The sequence below is a fragment of the Lewinellaceae bacterium genome (assembly GCA_020636135.1).
Lineage (GTDB): Bacteria > Bacteroidota > Bacteroidia > Chitinophagales > Saprospiraceae > JAGQXC01.
Genome location: JACJYK010000001.1, coordinates 2021224 through 2038462, shown reverse-complemented (window position 1 = coordinate 2038462; position 17239 = coordinate 2021224). Strand labels below are relative to the sequence as shown.

11 protein-coding genes are annotated in these 17239 nt (G+C 46.6%); 7 read left to right on the top strand and 4 right to left on the bottom strand.

What is annotated here, in order from left to right:
* The first annotated feature begins 67 nt into the window (after positions 1 to 67).
* Together H6570_07590 and H6570_07585 are read left to right on the top strand one after the other, a co-directional pair.
* Positions 68 to 898 carry an FRG domain-containing protein gene (locus tag H6570_07590; GenBank protein MCB9319126.1) on the top strand — a complete coding sequence of 277 codons (831 nt, stop codon included), beginning with the start codon at positions 68 to 70 and terminating at the stop codon, positions 896 to 898.
* Positions 899 to 1147: 249 nt separating this feature from the next.
* On the top strand, positions 1148 to 2251 hold the full coding sequence (locus tag H6570_07585; protein ID MCB9319125.1) for a beta-lactamase family protein: 1104 nt from the start codon (positions 1148 to 1150) through the stop codon (positions 2249 to 2251).
* Positions 2252 to 2289: 38 nt separating this feature from the next.
* Here the strand turns inward: H6570_07585 and H6570_07580 are convergent, their stop codons facing one another.
* Both H6570_07580 and mgrA read right to left on the bottom strand, forming a co-directional pair.
* A complete protein-coding gene (locus H6570_07580) occupies positions 2290 to 2961 on the bottom strand; it encodes an HAD family phosphatase (GenBank protein MCB9319124.1) in 672 nt (223 codons plus the stop codon).
* Complete coding sequence (gene mgrA, locus H6570_07575) at positions 2961 to 3953, bottom strand: L-glyceraldehyde 3-phosphate reductase (GenBank protein MCB9319123.1); 993 nt, start codon at positions 3951 to 3953, stop codon at positions 2961 to 2963. Before mgrA ends, H6570_07580 begins: the two co-directional genes overlap by 1 nt.
* A gap of 156 nt (positions 3954 to 4109) precedes the next feature.
* On the opposite strand from mgrA, the gene H6570_07570 reads away from it, so the two are divergent.
* Complete coding sequence (locus H6570_07570; GenBank protein ID MCB9319122.1) at positions 4110 to 5975, top strand: Na+:solute symporter; 1866 nt, start codon at positions 4110 to 4112, stop codon at positions 5973 to 5975.
* Positions 5972 to 7351, top strand: a complete 1380-nt coding sequence (locus H6570_07565) for a beta-glucosidase (protein ID MCB9319121.1) — start codon at positions 5972 to 5974, stop codon at positions 7349 to 7351. Before H6570_07570 ends, H6570_07565 begins: the two co-directional genes overlap by 4 nt.
* On the opposite strand, the gene H6570_07560 is transcribed toward H6570_07565, so the two are convergent.
* Entirely contained in the window at positions 7348 to 8466 is a 1119-nt protein-coding gene (locus H6570_07560; protein ID MCB9319120.1) for a hypothetical protein, read from the bottom strand. The genes H6570_07565 and H6570_07560 overlap by 4 nt on opposite strands.
* A gap of 292 nt (positions 8467 to 8758) precedes the next feature.
* On the opposite strand from H6570_07560, the gene gltB reads away from it, so the two are divergent.
* From gltB to H6570_07545, 3 genes are read left to right on the top strand one after another with little or no spacing between them, the layout of a single operon-like run.
* Entirely contained in the window at positions 8759 to 13297 is a 4539-nt protein-coding gene (gene gltB / locus H6570_07555; GenBank protein MCB9319119.1) for a glutamate synthase large subunit, read from the top strand.
* Between the two features lie 12 nt (positions 13298 to 13309).
* On the top strand, positions 13310 to 14737 hold the full coding sequence (locus H6570_07550; GenBank protein ID MCB9319118.1) for a glutamate synthase subunit beta: 1428 nt from the start codon (positions 13310 to 13312) through the stop codon (positions 14735 to 14737).
* Between the two features lie 28 nt (positions 14738 to 14765).
* A complete protein-coding gene (locus H6570_07545) occupies positions 14766 to 15437 on the top strand; it encodes a DUF4918 family protein (protein MCB9319117.1) in 672 nt (223 codons plus the stop codon).
* A gap of 1 nt (position 15438) precedes the next feature.
* On the opposite strand, the gene H6570_07540 is transcribed toward H6570_07545, so the two are convergent.
* A complete protein-coding gene (locus H6570_07540) occupies positions 15439 to 17082 on the bottom strand; it encodes a M1 family metallopeptidase (protein ID MCB9319116.1) in 1644 nt (547 codons plus the stop codon).
* Positions 17083 to 17239 lie beyond the last annotated feature (157 nt).

Below are 17239 nucleotides of genomic sequence, written 5' to 3'. Positions count from 1 at the left end.
TTCGTGACACAGATTATTACTCCGATAATTGTTTTCAATATAGCCTAGATTAACAAAATATATCGATATGTATATCCACAAAATAACAATAAAATCATGGAATGATATAATCAAATTGGAACCTGAAGCCGGCGGGTGGATATATCGGGGACATGCTGATGCTAGTTGGAATTTAGAAACCTCATTAACACGGGTAATTGAGAGAAATAAGTTAATATATCCAAATGAAGGAGGATGGGAAGATAAATTATATGCAGAAAGATCAAGCTTGAGGACTTTTAAGTCAAGAGCACATTTTTACATTGACAATCTTCCTGAATCACTTGATACATTGTCTTGGCTTGCATTGATGCAACATCATGGAACACCAACCAGACTCTTAGATTTTACTCAATCAATATATATTGCCATGTATTTTGCGTTAATTGACTCAACAACAGATGCATGTATTTGGGCAATAAATGATCTATGGCTAATTGATGAAGGCATTAAGTTAGCTTCAAAAAAAGGTTTTCAAAAAAACCATCTTTTGAGATATTCTAAACTAGAAACTATATACAATTGTGCCAATCAAATTATTAATGAGAATAATTTTGAAAACCTAGAACAAGATTATGACGATTCTATTGTCCTATACATAGAATTAAAAAAACAAAACCCAAGATTAGCAATACAACAAGGCGTTTTCTTAGCTCCTACTGCATTTAGAAAAAGCTTTATGGACAATCTTAATCAAATGAATTTTAGTAAAAACGAAACAATTAGAAAAATCATTATACCAATTGAATTAAGGAATAATTTCTTAATGCAGCTAAAGTCAATGAATATTACTGCAGAATCATTATTTCCAGGAATTGATGGCTTCGCTAAATCATTAATCCACCAAGACATGTTGTAAACAAATATCATAGATGACATATTGAGTAATAATTAGCAATCCGGTGATATACTAAGGATAACAGTCCAATCATAATATGCAACGGTTTACCAATGGTTCTCCACAAAACCTTGAACTTCCCGTCCAATCACCCTTTACCTTCATGGTTTAACCATCGGCAAGGATGTTTAACCTAGATTAATATTCCTTTCCGCAAATTTTGCAATTCACCTGATAATTCCATTGGGTGGTACATAAATCAAGTGGACCATGCAAAATAACAACATCATCAAATGGCTGATCCTGGTTTTCGTGAGTTTGGTTTTAAACAACTTTCTGTGCAGTCAAATAAGGGCGATTGATTCCATTTTTACGGAATCAGCAAGACAACATGAGTTTTCCGGTGCAGTCCTCATCGCCAAAAACGAACCTGTTATCTATGACAAGGTATTTGGTTATTCCGATGAAGAAAATAAGATCAAAACCAGCGACAGGTCGGTCTTTAGCATAGCCTCCGTTGGAAAGGTATTTACTGCAACATTAACCATGAAACTGGTACAGCAAAAACTGTTAAGTTTAAAAGATCCGATATCCAACTACATACCGCAATGTCAGATCCCCAATGCAAAACTAATTACCATTGAGCAATTGCTTTCACACACTTCCGGTCTTGGCAATTACATGGTTCACCCGGTCTATCAATCTCTGCTGGCCAAGCCGGTAACCATCGGTGATATCATCCCATTGATCGAAACGCAGCAGCTGGTATTTGATACGCCCGGTATGAGGCATGAATATTCCAACTCAGGCTATATTATCCTGGGTAAGATCATAGAGGCAGTAACCCATAAATCCTATGCAGAGGTTTTAAACCAGGAAATACTGGGGCCGTTGGGCATGCGGAACACCCGGATATCCCTGGACAGGAACAATTTGAATGGCCTCGCAAAAGGATATTGGCGACGTGAGCCAGGTACTAAATGGGCTTCGACGCTCGACTTGTTTCCAGTGCCTCTTTCGGATGGAGGACTGATAACAAATACCCGCGATTTGTTCGTATTTATACAAGCTCTGTTTAATGGTGAAATCATCGCTGAACCCTATCTGACGATGATGTGTGAAAAACACGCAGAAGGAGAACTTCCTGGAATGGGTAAAATGAAATACGGTTATGGCCTGATGATATCAGATTTTTCCAATGGCACAAAATCTTTTGGACACAACGGGGGTTCACCGGGCTATGGAGCAGAGCTCAGATATTACCGGATGACTGATGGTTCGAAGTATACCGTCATAATATTGGCCAATCACGACCATGTTATCCGGCCGCTGTTCTTTGCGGTTCAGGATATGATCGTAGACCTAAAAATTTAAAGCGTTGTATGCACCTGTTTGATGATTCCGTCGTCCTTCTATCGGGGATTGTCCTGAAACAATTGCATGCACGTCTCCAGATCCAGTTGATTGAAATCATCGATCACCAGATGGGCATGGTTCATTTCATTACGATCGTGGGTGGTGGTCAAACCAATTACTTTGCAACCAGCTTCCAGGCCGGCAGCAATTCCTGCCAGTGAATCCTCAAGGACCAGACACCTTGAAGGAGGCATACCCAACCGGGCAGCAGCAGTCAAATAGACATCCGGGTCGGGTTTACCCTTGGTTACATGACCGGAATGTACAATGGCATCAAAGAAATGCCGGACACCAAGGCCGTCAAGGATAAAGTCAGCATTTTCAGGCGGCGCTGAGGTAGCTAATGCAACCGATATCCCGTATCCCCTGAGCAACTCCAGGAATGACACCAATCCAGGCAATGGCACCATCTGACTGACATAAACCCGACGAAACAATTGTTCCTTCTCTTCCGCCAGACGATCGATTGTTTCCATGCTTAAATGACTGCCAAAAAGCGCTGGGATCCATTCCCGGTTAATTTTACCATAGACATGCTCTTCCAGGTATTGGTCATCCGGATACAAACCGTGTAAATGGGCAAAATTAAGTATGGTCTGCTTATGGGTCGGATTGGTGTCCACCAACACTCCGTCCATATCAAAAAGGGCTCCGAATTCCGGATTCATTAATGATGCAGAATTTTATCAATCGCAGCCAACTCCTCCGGACTGAAATGAACATTTTCCAAAGCAGCAAGATTGGTTTGCAATTGTTGGACACTGCTGGCGCCGATCAATACACTGGTCATTTGAGGCAACCGGAGTATCCACGCAATGGCCATTTGAGCTAGTGATTGTCCACGTTGCTTTGCCAGCTCATTGAGCGCTTTGGCTTTCTCAACTGCTTCGGTGGAAACCTGTTCTGTTTTCAAAAAACCTTCCGGCCTGGCAGCCCGTGATCCGGCAGGAATACCATACAGATAACGATCCGTGAGTAATCCCTGAGCAAGTGGGGAAAATGCGATGCCACCGATACCCTCCTCTTGCAATACATCTGTAAGTCCTTCTTCGGGAGTACGTACAAACATGCTGTATTTTGGTTGGTGGATAAGGCAAGGTGTCCCCAGGTCGCGTAGGATTGCCGCTGCTCTACTTGTGTCTTCTGGGTTATAATTTGACAATCCGGCATAGATAGCCTTACCACTGCGAACGGCCTGATCGAGGGCTCCCATGGTTTCTTCCAGGGGCGTATTGGGATCACGCCGGTGACTGTAAAAGATGTCCACATAGTCCAATCCCATCCGCTGCAAGCTTTGGTCCAGGCTCGACAAAACATATTTCCGGGAACCCCATTCTCCATAGGGGCCGGGCCACATACGATATCCTGCTTTGGTGGATATGACCAGCTCATCCCGGTAAGCCCCCAGGTCCTGAGCAAGCATTTTACCAAAGTTTTCCTCTGCCGAACCCGGAGGCGGGCCGTAATTATTGGCCAGGTCAAAGTGGGTGATCCCCCGGTCGAATGCATGATGGATCATTGACCGTCCGTTTTCAAAGAGATCCACACCGCCGAAATTATGCCAAAGGCCTAACGAAATCGCCGGCAACAGAAGTCCACTTGTACCACAGCGGCGATAGATCATGGCGTCATAGCGGTCAGCAGCAGGGAGATAAGCCATCGTTTTGATTTTCCGAAAGATAAAAATATTCTGGAGCAAAGCAGGTAAGCTGTATTGCCCACCACCAAAACAGGGATCATGATTTTGGCCCCACCAAGCAGCGATGCGTAAGGTTTTTTGGTCTATCTTGAGGAGACGGATTAATAAGGGAAGGACATGAAATTAACCATTCTGGATATTGCCATCATATTGCTCTATCTATTGGCTACGATTGTGATAGGAATAGTTCTGAAGAAACAAGCCGAAAGGAGCAAGAATGACTATTTACTGGGGGGCAACCGGTTACCCTGGTATCTCCTGGGATTGTCCAATGCCTCCGGCATGTTTGACATTTCCGGGACCATGTGGCTGGTGACCCTTCTTTTTGTCTATGGCCTCAAAAGCGCATGGATTCCCTGGTTATGGCCGGTATTCAACCAAATTTTCCTGATGGTTTTTCTATCCATCTGGCTTAGACGTTCCGGAGTAACCACCGGCGCTGAGTGGATTTCAACCCGATTTGGCAATCGAAACGGGGCGAGGCTTTCCCACGGCATAGTAGTCGTATTTGCTATCATCATGGGTTTAGGTTATCTGGCTTACGGATTCATCGGAATTGGAAAATTCATTGAAATCTTTGTACCCTGGGAAGTGGTGGCACCTTACATACCTTTTGATATCAGCCCTGATTATGTGCCCCATTTTTACGGCATCATATTCACCTGTTTTGCAGTCTTTTATTCTTTGCTCGGAGGTATGATGAGTATTGTCTGGGCCGATGTTGTACAATATTCCCTGATGGCCATATCAAGTATTGTGATCGGCGTCATTGCGATGAATGCGGTAGCGTCCCATCCACTGGCCGTACCGGATGGATGGATGACACCTTTTTTTGGAATGCATCTTGACCTGGACTGGACCAATATCTTAACCGAAGTAAATGCCAAGATTGCCAGTGACGGGTATAGCCTGTTTGGCATCTTTTTTATGATGATGGTCTTCAAAGGCGTATTGGTTTCACTCGCCGGTCCGGCGCCCAATTACGACATGCAGAAGATCCTGTCCACCCGTTCTCCCCGCGAGGCTGCATTGATGAGTGGGTCAGTAAGCCTGATCCTGATGCCGATAAGGTATTTCATGATCGCCGGGTTCGGTATCCTGGCTATTATATATTACGATCAGCTGGATCTGCTGGTAGGTGGTACCATTGATTTTGAGCAGATCCTGCCTTCAGCCATCCATGAGTTTGTACCGGTCGGGTTCCTGGGTTTATTGCTCGCCGGACTGCTCGCCGCGTTTATGTCAACATTTGCCGGCACCCTGAATGCTACGCAGGCATACATTGTGAATGATATCTATCTTAAGTTTATTAACCCGGAAGCACCCAATACCAAGATCAAATTCATCAATTATTTTGCCGGATTAATCATGGTAGCGGTCAGTATCCTACTTGGATTTTATGCCCGGGATGTAAATGACATTCTGCAGTGGATCGTATCAGGACTTTATGGCAGTTATGTGGCAGCCAATGTACTCAAATGGTATTGGTGGCGATTTAATGGACACGGTTTTTTCTACGGCATGCTCGGTGGCCTGGTACCTGCCCTCTCCTTCCGGTTTATTTTTCCGGGGGTACTGGACCTGTACACCTTCCCCTTAATGCTTCTAATTGCCACTGCAGGCTGTATCATCGGAACTTATCTTGCACCTCCGGTAAATGAAGACACACTGAAACAGTTTTACAAAACGGTGCGTCCGTGGGGTTTCTGGAAACCTATCCGGGAAAAAGTCATGGCTGAAGATCCCACATTTATCCCAAATCGCGATTTCAGGCGGGATACCTTCAATGTCGTAATAGGCACTATATGGCAAACGGCGTTGGTCATTTTCCCGATATATCTGGTGTTGCTGCAAACGGTGCCAATCATTATTACGGTTGCCGTAGCGATCATTTGCTCGGTTATCTTGAAAAAGACCTGGTTTGACAAATTACCGGAAGCTCCGGCAACAAAAACCGGAACTGCTCAAAATCCGGCACTATGATCCGGTTCCCGGACAATTTTACCTGGGGTTCAGCGACTTCAGCTTATCAAATCGAAGGAGCTGCTGACCTGGATGGCAAAGGACCTTCGATCTGGGATGCTTTCTGTACCATCCCCGGTAAAGTTTTTCAGGGTCAAAACGGAAAAATAGCCTGCGATCATTATCATCAGATGGAAGACGATGTGTCTTTGATGCGACAGGCAGGACTTAAGGCCTACCGGTTTTCCATATCCTGGCCAAGGCTTATGCCTGCCGGGCGTGGCATGATCAATAAGGAAGGTATAGCATTTTACTCCCGCATGATTGATAAGCTGCTGGAAGCAGGAATAGAACCCTGGGTGACTTTGTATCATTGGGATCTTCCTCTGGCATTACAGCTGGAAGAAAATGGCTGGCTAGGGCCGGCACTTCCCGGGCTGTTTGCAGATTATGCCGATCTCTGTTATATGCATTTCGGTGATCGTGTAAAAAACTGGATCACACTCAATGAACCATGGGTGGTGGCCATGCTGGGATATGGTCAGGGTGTCTTTGCCCCCGGCAGAACTTCAAATGCCGATCCCTACCTGGCCGGACATCATTTGCTTCTGGCCCACGCCTATGCAGTAGATCGTTACCGATCGAAATACCAGGCAAAACAAAATGGCAGAATCGGAATCACCAACAATTGCGATTGGCGAGAACCTCTGACGAGTAGTATCGAGGATCAGCAGGCAGCTCAGCGGGCACTTGAGTTTTTCCTGGGATGGTTCGCTGATCCCGTTTATTTTGGTGATTATCCCTCTTCAATGCGTGAAAGGGTTGGAGGCCGCTTGCCTGAATTCCAATCCGGTCAACATGACCTGCTTCGTGGCTCTTCCGATTTCTTCGGTCTGAATCATTATACGACTATGCTTGCTGCAGAGTCCACGACTTTACCGGAAGGTAACCCGGTATATGGAAACGGAGGGCTGAGTGAAGACCAGAATGTAAGCCTCTCTACCGATCCTGCCTGGCCCTTGACCGATATGGGATGGGCCGTGGTCCCCTGGGGTTGCCGAAAATTGCTGCACTGGATCGATCATCGTTATCACCACCCCGAGATTGTAATCACTGAAAACGGCTGTGCATATCCGGATCAAGTGGTTGATGGCCAGGTGCATGATCAGGACCGTATTTCCTTTATGCGTGGTTATTTGTCGGAAATCCACCGGGCCACTCTGGAAGGTGTCCGGCTCAGCGGGTATTTTGCATGGTCCCTGATGGACAACTTCGAGTGGGCATTGGGTTATAGCAAGCGCTTTGGGCTGCATTATGTTGATTTCGACACCTTGGTAAGGACGCCCAAGGATTCTGCACGCTGGTACACCAATGTCATTAAAAACAATGGATTTTAGTGATCGAGTAATTTTCTGAAAACCGGTATTAATTCCTTCGCCATTTCAGCATGGTCTTCATCATCCGGATGGCCTCCACAGCCTGCCGGATCTGTAACACCAGTAAAAAAATAGGTGGTAACCGGAAACCTTTCCGGATATGAACCGTCCAATTTCTGCTTGATGGTAGTCAGGCATTCCTCCAGTATCCTGGCTTTAGCACCGGATTCCATCGGACTGGATAACAACACGAACCTGGCTTCCGGGTATTTGCGGTAAAGTCGATGGGCAAAATCAACATAGGAAGTGATAAACGTAGTTGAATCGAATTCCGGCCGTGGATGGATGCCATCTCCGGACGAAAGATCATTGGTGCCCAGTGCAATGCTGATGATCTGCGGATCGACACGGTGATCGTCCCACGTTTCAGTGGACGTGGTATCAAAATACAGGTGATCATAGACCGCTGGCATTGCCGGACCATCGGTATTCCATTGGCGATAGATGCCAATACCTGAAACCGAGTTCAAAACATAATCAGCGCCCAGTTGACGGGCAACTCTGGGTCCGTAGGCAAAATAAGCATCGTGTTGATCGTACCATTTTCCGGCTTCGCAGGGAATATCGGTGATGTCAGCACCCATTCCACAAGTGATCGAATTACCAATGAACAGAATCTGCTGGCGGCTGATTTCAGGAGTTGAAGATATCTTTGTTGCCTCGACCCCGCATACCACGATCCTCCCATTTATCGCTTCGGTAGCTTTGACACATTGTAACTGATGCCGCTTCCGGGAGTCCAGGCGAAAACCAAGGGGCACCACTTCCCTTCCCTTGATGCGAAACCGTCCAAGTACCTGTTGATCAATAACTACTGTTACATAATTGTATTCATCGGTTGAGGCTACATTTTTCAACAACAGGCATACGGAATCACCAAAAAAGCCAAAAGAAACAGATGAAGCTGAACTTATCAGTTCCATATTTTGAGTCTCATCCGGATGAACACGACCTGAATAATGCAGCGCAGGATCTTCCGGTTTCACCAATACCAGGCTTTTGGATTCCTTGCACTGGAACAACATGCAACAAAAAGCAAGGTAAGACAGCATGGACAGTAGAATAGAATTCCTCATAGCAACAAAATTAATTGTACGTCATTAAATGTTAAAATCTATAAGCGATTCACTCCCTACAGCCACCAACAATTATTTGCCCCATAACCCTTCTCGCCACCAAATGTTTTATTTTATTTCAATCATTTACACCAATAGATACAAATGTTTTAAAAATTTGCCGGATTATTTTGAATGGTTAAATAAACGGGTGAACCATTGTATCTTTGTTATTGCCTTTCTTAATTTTTAGCTCGACCAAAATTAGCAACGGTTAGGTTACCGATAGATAGTGGTATTAAAGTAATTAGACATGAAGGACCTCTCTGACCAGAGGGGACTTTACGTGCCTGAAATGGAAAAAGACTCGTGCGGTACAGGCTTAATCGCACAGTTGAATGGCACCAAGTCCCATCAACTCATTGAAGATGCCCTTTTGATGCTCAGCAATATGGAGCATAGGGGGGCTTGTGGCTGCGAACCCAACACGGGTGACGGCGCAGGTATATTGATCCAGCTTCCGGATCTATTCTTTCGCAATTGGTGGAAATCACAGGGGATTATCCTGCCCGAGTTTGGAAAATATGCCGTAGGATTTCTCTTTTTACCAAAGGACCCGGCTGCACAACAGTACAGCAAAGCGATCTTTGAATCCTGTATCGAAGAAATGAATATGGAAGTCATCGGCTACCGTCCGGTGCCTACCAACCCAGAGGGACTGGGCAAGAGTGCATTGGCTGTAGAGCCCTATATGGAACAGATATTCCTTCGGTCCAAAGAAAATCTCGAACCCAAAGTATTCGAAAGGAAGCTACTGGTACTACGTAAATATGGAACCCATCAGGTACATAATGCAGAACCGGAACTGAAGGATTTTTTCTACCTGTGCAGCTTATCCTATAAGACCATCGTATACAAGGGGCAACTGACGACACACCAGCTGTCAACTTATTATCCGGATCTTCATCATCCGGATGTAGTCAGTGCTATTGCCCTGATCCACTCCCGTTTTTCGACCAATACTTTCCCCAAGTGGAAGCTGGCCCAGCCCTTCCGCTATATCGCGCATAATGGTGAGATTAATACCATTACCGGTAACCTAAACTGGTGGAAGGCTCGAGAAAGCCTGCTCGAGTCTTCCTTTTTCTCATCAGAAGATCTGGAAAAAATGTTACCCATCTGTTATGAGGGACTATCAGATTCCGGTTCATTTGATAATGTACTGGAGTTCATGTTCCTCAATGGCAGGTCATTCCCGCATGCCTTGATGACCATGATTCCGGAAGCCTGGCAGCATGACGATCTCATGGCTGATTACAAAAAAGCCTTCTACGAATACCACGAGACCCTGATGGAACCATGGGATGGTCCGGCCAGCATCTGCTTCAGTGACGGCATCGTGGTAGGCGCTACCCTGGACCGCAACGGTCTCAGGCCTTCCCGATACACCTTACTGGATGACAATACCCTGATTGTGGCATCCGAGACCGGGGCGCTGCCGGTCGATCAAAGCCGGGTGGTTTTTAAAGGCCGGTTACAGCCGGGTAAAATGTTGATTGCTGACCTTGATGAGCACCGCATCATTGGTGATGACGATCTGAAAGCAAGGGTTTGCAAGAACAAACCCTACCAGGAATGGCTGAAGGAACATAAGCTTTACCTACGCGATTTGCCTGCTGCCGGCTCCGGGCCACAAGCGCCGGATTATGCGTGCAGCCTGATGGAGCGTCAGAAGATGTTCGGATTTACCCGTGAGGATTTGAAATATTTTTTGCAGCCGATGGCCAAGAGCGGTGACGAACCGATCGGGTCAATGGGTACCGACACTCCACTGGCGATTCTCTCGCACAAACCACAACACCTGGCCAATTACTTCAAACAATTATTTGCTCAGGTCACAAATCCGCCAATCGACCCGATCCGGGAACGCAATGTCATGTCACTGTTTACTCACCTCGGGCCCAGTGGCCAGGTGCTTAAACTGGTACCTGAAAATTGTAAACAAATCCACCTCGATCAACCCGTGTTAACACGGGGCGATCTTGCCAGGCTGGAACATACCAGGGCAAAAGGATTTCACATGCATCGCCTGGAATCCGTTTTTGGGACGAACAATGCTCCCGGGATACTGGAAGCGGCGATTGACGCTCTTTGCGAAGAAGCCGATATGGCAGTTCAAAACGGAGCAAGTATTCTGGTAATCAGTGATGAAAATGCCGATCACCGTCACATTCCTATCCCTTCATTGCTCATTACTGGCGCACTTCATCATCACTTGATACGCAAAGGTTTACGAACTAAAACTTCAATCATCACTTGCAGTGGAGACGTGCGGGAAGCACATCATTTTGCTGCGTTGATAGGTTTTGGCGCTGATGCCGTTTTGCCTTATCTCGCTTTTGAATCGATTGAAGACCTTTACTTCTCCGGTGAACTGGATACGGAAAAGCCACTTGACTATTATCAGGAGAAATACATCAAATCCGTCGGTAAAGGACTGCTGAAGATTATATCCAAGATCGGCATCTCCACCTTAAAATCGTACAAGGGAGCTCAGATCTTTGAAATCATCGGCTTAAACCGGGAAGTCGTCAATAAATGCTTTAAAGGGACTATAAGCCGGATTGAAGGATTAGGATTTGATGGCATTGCCCGGGAGGCCCATGAAAAATGGGTGGATGCCATCCGGCCAGAGATCGAACCACAACTACCGGTGGGAGGTCTCATGCAATGGAAAAAAGATGGTGAATTTCACTTGTTCAATCCTCAGACCATCCACCTGCTGCAAAAAGCAACCAGGACCAATGACTTCAAAGTGTTCAGGAAATATGCCGACCTTATCAATGACCAGGCCACCCAGGCCTGTACATTAAGAGGTTTATTGGACTTTCAGGGTCAGGAGCCGATACCAGTAAGCGAAGTGGAACCTGTGGAAAATATCCTGAAAAGGTTTTCTACCGGCGCGATGTCATTTGGCTCCATTTCGCATGAAGCACATTCCACGCTGGCAATAGCAATGAATCGTATCGGCGCGAAGTCGAATAGTGGTGAGGGAGGAGAAGATGAAATCCGTTTTGAACCCAAGCCCAATGGCGACTGGGAACGCTCAGCGGTAAAGCAGGTAGCCTCAGGTCGATTTGGGGTAACCAGCTATTACCTGACCAATGCTGCCGAATTGCAAATCAAAATGGCCCAGGGCGCCAAACCAGGTGAAGGAGGCCAGCTACCAGGACACAAAGTCGATGAATGGATAGCCCGGGTTAGGCATTCCACTCCCGGAGTAGGACTGATATCTCCCCCTCCCCACCACGACATCTACTCCATTGAGGATCTGGCTCAACTCATTTTTGATTTGAAAAACTCAAACCGGGATGCGCGAATTAACGTCAAACTGGTTTCCAAAGCCGGTGTTGGTGTCATTGCTTCAGGGGTGACCAAAGCACATGCTGATGTAATCCTGATCAGTGGTCACGACGGTGGTACCGGGGCATCCCCGATTACTTCCATTCGCCATGCGGGATTACCATGGGAACTGGGGGTTGCAGAAGCACAACAAACACTCGTGAGGAATAAGCTAAGAGACCGGGTGGTACTGCAAACGGATGGTCAGATGCGTACCGGCAGAGACCTTGCCATTGCAGCATTACTGGGAGCTGAAGAATGGGGTGTTGCTACGGCAGCGCTGGTTGTGGAAGGCTGTATCATGATGCGCAAATGCCATTTGAATACCTGTCCGGTAGGAATAGCCACTCAGGATGAGACTTTGCGCGGTCGCTTTACAGGCGATCCGGACCATGTGGTGAACTTTTTCACTTTCCTTGCACAGGATCTGAGAGAAATCATGGCAAGCCTGGGCTTCCGAACCGTAAATGAAATGATCGGCCATGTTGAAAAGCTGCGATTCCGCCGTGAGGTAGGTCACTGGAAATACAATCTGGTTGATCTTAGTCCGCTGCTTGTTCCGGCTAAAGCCGATGAACCGGTACACACCTTCCATTGTGTAGGTCAGGATCATGGAATGGAGAACATCCTGGACTGGCAATTATTGAAGCGAGCCCAGTTGACTCTGGAGACCGGAGCCAATATCAGCAGTGTAATTGAGATCAAAAATACCGACCGTGCAGTAGGTACCTTGTTGTCGAACGAGATCTCAAAAATTTACAAGAAAGAAGGGCTTCCCCAGGATAGCATTGTCTTCCGTTTCCGTGGATCCGCAGGCCAGAGTTTTGGTGCTTTTGCGGCCAAGGGCCTGAAGTTCATCCTGGAGGGTGAAGCCAACGATTATTTTGGGAAAGGACTTTCCGGAGCACGCCTGGTGGTGACTCATGACCGGGATGCCCATTTCGATCCGGGCAAAAATATTATTATTGGAAACGTAGCATTTTATGGAGCAACCTCAGGGGAAGCATACATCAAAGGCATGGCCGGAGAGCGTTTTTGCGTGCGTAATTCAGGGGTGAAAGCCGTCGTGGAAGGCGTGGGTGATCATTGCTGCGAATACATGACCGGAGGTCGAGTGGTTGTACTGGGCAGTACCGGCAAAAACTTCGCTGCCGGCATGAGCGGAGGCATCGCATATGTATATGACCCTGCCGGCACTTTCCATTTGCTCTGTAATCAGGAGACGGTTGATCTGGAACCACTGACCCTCGAAGATCAGATTGAATTGCGACAATTGGTCCGTGAACATTGCTGGCAGACCAGTAGTGCAAAAGCTTTTGACATTCTGGGAGATTGGAATGATGAGGTCCAGTGTTTTGTAAAGGTGATGCCGAGAGAGTATAAGCGCGTCCTGGAGCAGCAGTTGCGGAAGACTGCCGCAGGCATCCCTTCTATTGTTAAATCTGCTTAATAAAACCAATACATGGGTGATCCAAAAGGATTTCTAAACTATACACGGGAATTGCCTTTATCCCGGCCGCCGGAAGAAAGGATTCATGATTACAAAGAGATCTATGAATCATTCCCCAAAGCAAAAACCATCCAGCAGGCAGCCCGTTGCATGGATTGTGGCACACCCTTCTGTCATATGGGATGTCCACTGGGCAATGTCATACCTGAATTTAATGATGCCGTCTATCAGGAGAAGTGGGAAACTGCCTTTAAGATCCTGGAATCTACAAACAACTTTCCTGAATTTACCGGCCGCATCTGCCCTGCTCCCTGTGAAGGATCCTGCGTATTGGGTATCAACCAGCCAGCCGTTGCCATCGAGCATATCGAAAAGAGTATTGCGGAAGTCGCCTGGGAGCGTGGTTATTATCAACCACGACCTCCTTTGAGCCGTACCGGTAAAAAAGTGGCTGTGATCGGTTCTGGCCCATCCGGACTGGCAGCTGCTGATCAGATGAACAAAGCAGGACACTTGGTCACCCTTTTTGAAAGGAAGGACCGTTTTGGAGGATTGCTGCGTTACGGCATACCTGACTTTAAACTGGAAAAATGGGTGCTGGACCGACGGCTGAAACTAATGGAAGAAAGCGGGGTGATCTTTAAATCCAACATCAATGTTGGGGTCGATATTTCAGCAGCAGAACTTACTGACGCCTATGACGCGATCATCCTTTGTGGAGGATCAACCATTCCCAGGGATTTGAACATTCCCGGCCGCGAACTTAAGGGCGTACATTTTGCCATGGAATTTCTGGAACAAAATAACCGTCGAGTTGCGGGAGATTCCGTAGATGGCGCCGGAAGAATTTATGCGGAAGGGAAGCACGTTATTGTTATCGGCGGTGGCGATACCGGTTCAGACTGCGTAGGTACGTCCAACCGGCATGGGGCAGCCACCATCACTCAGCTGGAGATCATGGGCAAACCGCCGGTCGACAGGCCAGCAACCAACCCCTGGCCGGAATGGCCATTGATCTTACGGACTTCATCCAGTCACGATGAAGGCTGTGAACGACAATGGGCTGTGAGCAGCAAGTCGTTTGTAGACGATGGCTCAGGAAAGATCAAAGCGCTGCGTATTGTAGACATCGCCTGGGAATTAAATGATGAAGGTCGCACGGTCTTAAAAGAAATTTCAGGTTCGGAGCGTGAATTGCCCGCTGACCTGGTCTTCCTCGCCATGGGCTACCTCCATCCCCAACACCAGGGTCTGCTGGATGAACTGGGGGTGACCTACGATAACCGGGGGAATGTATCAGCCAATGATTTTCAGACCAATGTCGACAAAGTATTTTCGGCCGGTGATATGCGACGGGGACAATCCCTGGTGGTCTGGGCGATTCATGAAGGAAGACAAGCAGCCCAGGCAGCACATCAATTTTTGATGCAGGAAGCGTAATGATATCTTTGCGGAAACAAGAATCCGCATGACGACATTTGGGGAGAACGTGATCCGTTTTCATTTATCCCTCACCCCGGACTGGAACATACCACCCGAATATGAATTGCTCTTTCCTTTCGGATCGAAGGAAACCCGGCAGGCTTTTACTGCATTTTATGAAAAGTATTACGCAGATGCGGATTCCCGGTATTTTGTATTCGGTATAAATCCAGGGCGTTTCGGGGCAGGCATCACGGGTGTACCATTCACAGATCCAATCCGTCTGGAAACCATAGCCGGAATCCCTAATCCGTTTCAGAAGAAAGCTGAGTTATCCAGTATTTTTATTTATCAGGTTATCGAGGCACTACATGGCTTGCATGCATTTACAGGATCCTATTACATCACTTCACTCTGTCCGCTGGGATTTGTGAAGGACGGCAAGAATTTTAATTACTACGATGACCGGAATCTGCAGGAATCGGTGCGTCCGCACATCATAGACAACATCAATCAGCAAATAGCATTTGGTGCGCGAAGGGATAGAGCTTTTAGTTTGGGAATGGGAAAAAATGCTCAGTTTTTTACTCAGCTGAATGAAGAGTACGGCTGGTTCAAAGAGGTCGTTCCGCTACCCCACCCCCGCTGGGTTATGCAATACAGGAGGAAACAACTGGATCACTTTATCGATCTATTCAAGGAAAAATGGCCTACCTGAACTAGTCCTTGGGCATTCCAATATTCTCGATTTCAATGTAAAAATTAGGATCAACGCTGATTCCTTTCAGATTGGGATTTATTCCCATTGATTGCCATTTAGAAGTTGGTTTTATCCACTCAAAATTACGATTATCCCGGCTGACCAGAATAGGCATTGCAAACCCTGTCACGACATCTTCCCACCGGTATTGCAGCTGATTATCTACAATCTTGTAGACGAATTTAGGTATCCGGGTATCTCGCAGGTATTGATTGAAGAAGGCCTTCAGATCATTACCGGTTTCATCGGCCAGAAATTTTTCAATTTGCTCTGTAGTGACCGTCTGATGATAAAAGCGCGCGTTCATGGTTCGCAAAATTTGACGCCACTTGTCATCATCATTGACGATCATGCGCAGGGTATTGAGCATATTACCCCCTTTATAGTACATATCACCCGAACCGGAGTGGTTTACTCCATAGGTTCCAATGATTGGCTGATCGTTTTGAATCCGTTCTCTGGTTCCGATGACATATTCCTGACCGGCCTGCTTTCCAAAGTAATATTCCAGATACAAGCTTTCCGAATAATTGGCAAAGCTCTCATGAATCCACATGTCTGCAATATCCTTGTAGGTAATGTTATTGGCAAACCATTCGTGGGCAGACTCATGGATAATAATGAAGTCGAATTTCAGTCCCCAACCTGTACCGGATAGGTCATTTCCCAAATACCCGTTGCGATAATGGTTCCCGTAGGTGATGGAGCTTTGATGTTCCATGCCCAGATAAGGCGTTTCGACGATCTTATAACCATCTTCATAGAAAGGATAAGGACCGAACCAATATTCGAAGGCCCGCAGCATGAGTTTAACCTGTTTAAATTGGGAACGGGCTGCATCTTCATTCTCCAACAATGCGTAGTAACTCAGATCCAGTGTTCCTTTTTCTCCCTGCAGGGTATCCTTCCACTTAACATAGTCTCCGATATTGATATTAACCCCATAATTATTGATGGGATTCACCACCGCCCAGGTATACGTGTGCCATCCTTTTTCAGCACTGGATACCTTTCGTAACCTGCCATTGGAAACATCCTGCAGGCTATCCGGTACCGTGACCTGAATGGTCATGCTGTCAACTTCGTCATACATGTGATCCTTGCAGGGCCACCACACACTGGCTCCCAATCCCTGGCAAGATGAAGCAACGAAAGGATTGCCAGCCTTATCCCGGCTCCAGGTGATTCCTCCATCCCAGGGTGGACGTCTGGCCACCTGTGGATGTCCTGAGAAAAACACCTCAATTTCTTCATTCTGCCCTTTATTGACTGATCCGGGCAGATGAATAAAATATGCATTCCCCTGGCGTTCGTAGGACAATGGCTTATTCTGAAAGGTTGCTTTGTTAATTTGCATCGGATATTGCAGATCGATCTGCATGACATCTCCCGCATCAAGTGCAGTAAATCCAACCGTATTTGATCCGGAAATAGTACTGTCCCCAGGGTTTACACGGACTGCAAGGTGATAGTATCGGAGGTCCCACCAGGCCCGCTGGGGTGTGATGGATCCCCGCAGTGTGTCCTGATGCGTGAAATTTTGGCCGGTTAGGCATACGGGTAACAAAAACAAAAAAAAGTTCAAGACGATCTTCATATTCATCATAGGTTAGAAACGATAGAACTGCTGCCTCAACTGAAAAGGCTTTACAAAATAAATGGTTTCAAATCAATTCTTCCCTCTTCAAGTCTGTGCAGCATAAAATGCCAATCAACCATTCCATTGTCAATTCCAATTCTACCAAAAACATTCCCACCAA